We start from the raw sequence: 3,483 nt of genomic DNA on the forward strand, positions 1-3,483 counted from the left end.
GTTACGAATGAGGTCAGCCTGGGACAAATCCAACCCGGTGGAGTTCAAGCTTTCAAAAATCAATTGGGGGTTATCTTTATCTCGGTCAAGTGCTATATCTACAATCAGGAGTTTACCAATGCCCTTGTAAAGATTATCAAGGCTAGGGACGTTCCCGATTTGTTTTAGGAAGAACTCATAATTTTCCTTAATCCGAACGGCATGTGGGGTAGGTACATCCCGCCCTTCCAATACATGGATTAAAGTTTCCTTGTCACTCTGGGTTAGTAGTAGTTTGTAACGTAAATCGTCCGTTTCATCAGAATTAAAGAGATAGTAGTTTTCTACCTTACGGCGGTTTATTTTTGTTTCTTGCCTTGACTCTTCAATTTTCCGACCCAACGCTGCCAACAAAAGAGAGAGTGTGGTTAGTCTTTGTTGCCCATCGATTACCAAAAGTTGTGGTACAGCGGTAGTTTGGTATATTCCCTTCTGTATATAAACAATTGAGCCGATAAAGTGGGCGGCTGCTTGCTCATCTGCCGATACTCGTTGAATATCACTCCAGAGTTGCCGACACTGTTCCACAGTCCAACTATAAGTACGCTGGTAAATGGGAATGACTAATTGCTTATTTCCATTCAAAAACTGTAGAAAATTGGCTTCTTTGGCTTGCATTTACTCGTTCCATACCTTTCTGCTTCTTAAAAGAATATGTACTACATAGCTCGACGACAAGGTTTTGTAATGTGGCTACTTCGCTTTGATAATGACTTGCTTATTACCACGCCTTTGCCAGATACTTTCGGCGGTCGGTGGCATCAAGGACACGCGCACATCTCTCCCACGGCACGCTTTCGATTCGATGATACTTTATTTCAAAGGGGTGTTGCTCCGGTACTGCTGCTATGGTTTGTTGGGCTTTCTCCATATCGTTTTCAGCAACATACACCCAGACATCTTCCAGTGTGTCCGGTAATTGTCCGAATAAGTTGCGGATAGATTCTAATCGTTCGGATAAAAGCTGATGAACCCGGTCTTCTACCGAACCCCTGTAGCGCATATTATAGATGAACACCTTATCCTGTAGCTGTCCGATGCGCTGTATGCGCCCTTTGCGCTGTTCCAAGCGGGTGGGGTTCCATGGTAAGTCGAGATTGATTAGAGCGCCAAGCCTTTGCAGATTCAAGCCTTCACTGGCAGCATCGGTGCCAAGTAATAGTTTTATTTCGCCGCGCTTGACCCGCGCTTTAATAATCTCGCGGTCTTCCCGGTGATAGTCGCCATTGAGCATCACGCCGGATTTCTGCCCACCCGCGTAGATGCCAATCTGTATATCCGGCAATTCTTTAGACAGCGCATTTGCCAGCCACCACACCGAGTCCCAATACTGCGAGAAGATAATACAGCCGCGCTCCAGCCAATTGAGTTCACTCAGATAGTGAAAGATGTTAGCAAATTTAGGGTCAGGCTCCTTGCTTGCTTCTAGAACCGTTAGAAATTCCTTGAGCTTTTGACATTCCGGTTCTGTCAATTCAAAGGCTGAGCCATTAGATTCAGGCGCCTCTTCTTCTTCTTCGCCTTCTTCTTCCGCCTGCATATAGTCGCCCAGCATACGGGTGGCGGTTATCTTACCGGCTTCGATAGAGCTACCAACTCTCCGCAATAGCAGCGTTTTAATAAACCCGGCATTTTTAACCCGCGCACTTAGCATAGTACAGAACTCCTCGGCACACTGGTAGGCATTTTGCAGATAGAGCGGCAGTTCAATCGCCTCATAGTCCTGCTCGCCGTAAAGTTGCACTTCCACCGCTTTCAAATACGGTTCATGGGTAGCAGGGTCGAGGGTGGTTTCAAGATATTCGCGGGTACGGCATACAATATGTCTCAAAAAGGGGTTATGCTCTCGCCCAAAAGCTGCCCCGTTATTTTTCACCCGTTTCTTGTCCGGCTCTTTAAGTTTTTCCCAAGCCTCCGGCGCTGCAATCGGCTCGTTATCCGCCAGTTGCAAGCTTTTTCGTATCAGTCCGAAATCTTTGCTTTCGCTGGAAGGAGGTAGCGGATTTCGCACCCACTCCCAGAGAGCGGCTTCCTCCTCCGGCATCACTTCCTTACCCATCACCATTTGCAAGGAACGTTTCGGGTCTTTTCGCCAATAGCTAAAGGAGTTGCCAAGCACGAAATCCCTGTTCCCACTCAGCATGTTCAACATGTCCCACCCCTCGATTGGGTTAAGCTGTACTGGAGTGGCAGTGCTGAGTAACAGGCTATGCGTGCGCCCGGAAAGTTCTAGAATAAACTGCATCAGGTTGTTTGGTTCAGGCTTTTCATTCTCTTTGCCCAGCGCTAGGTTACTACGGCGGGCGCGATGTGCCTCATCCACAATCACGCACTCATATTCCATTTCCTTGAGGTATTGTAACGCTTCGGATTTGCGGGTAATCAAGCCCTGTGAAATGATACCTACCCGCCGAGGGCATTTCTTAATGCCTCCCGCGCCGCTTTCCGGGTATTCGATTTCGTTCTCGTCTATCCAGCGTTTGCCGTTCCAGATAGCGGAGGGCATATCCAGCAAGTCACGAAGTTCCCCTTGCCACTGTAGCATTAACGGTTTCGGCACGATTACCAGAATGGGCTTTTCGCCTACCAACGCCATCAGCATCGCGGATAGCGCCAGTTGCACAGTTTTGCCTAAACCCACTTGGTCCGCCAACACGAAACGCGCTCCGCTTACGCTCTTATGAGCTTCAAAAGCCAGATTGATGAAGTATTTTTGATGCCCCCAAAGCCCGAATTCTTTGGCAAATACCGGCGTTTCAACTAACGCCTCCTCCGCCTTAGCCTTTTCCCGCCAGACTTCTATGCTCGGCACTACTACACGATGCGCCAGCCTTCCGATGTCCTCGATTACGTAATTGGCTAATGGGATGGCAGAAGCGTGCGTCCACAGATAGTCAAATTCAGCCTGCACCCACTGTATTGCTTCGGGAGAATCATCCTCCCAAACAAGTTCGTAGTTGGTGAGCCAGCCCTGTAACGTTTCGTTGGCGCTGCCCATGAAGGCGGTTTTACGCCCATCTTCCAGCGTAATAACCCCCGCTTTGCCGTGTTCCAACCCAAAAATGGTATGGGGCAGCACTTTCACTTCCATTTTGCCGCTTTTCAGCAACTCATATAGCTTTTGAAGTTGGGGTTTACTGGAGTCGTAGCGAGTAATTGGGTCAGAAGCAGACCATTCTTGACGCATTGCCAGTTGTGCCGCTTGTGCGGTCTTTACATCGTCTATACTCAAGCTGGAATTGCACACTACCCGAATGGAACCGGTTATAGTGTCTAGCGCATCTGACAGCACTGCCAGCATAGAGGAACTGAAATAACCCGCGATTCGGTCATAGGCGTGGGCTTTGTGCAACCGTTTGGAGAGAAAAGTCTTGTCCAGCCGATTCAGGCGGGATGAAAAACGATTTAGCGACATATTCAGGTTTTGTATCTGGAATGCTTACA

2 protein-coding genes are annotated in these 3,483 nt (G+C 48.4%); both read right to left on the reverse strand.

Translation table 11 applies throughout. The features are described from left to right. The coding region (locus tag WCK19_RS18320) for a DUF262 domain-containing protein (RefSeq protein ID WP_342398850.1) at positions 1-657 on the reverse strand (657 nt) is incomplete at its 3' end. Between the two features lie 103 nt (positions 658-760). Next, positions 761-3,454 (reverse strand): phospholipase D-like domain-containing anti-phage protein, encoded by a 2,694-nt coding sequence (locus WCK19_RS18325; protein WP_342398851.1) that lies wholly within the window; start codon positions 3,452-3,454, stop codon positions 761-763. Between the last annotated feature and the right edge of the window lie 29 nt (positions 3,455-3,483).

Origin of the sequence: Candidatus Chlorohelix sp. (genome assembly GCF_037138995.1) — a bacterium.
Lineage (GTDB): Bacteria > Chloroflexota > Chloroflexia > Chloroheliales > Chloroheliaceae > Chlorohelix.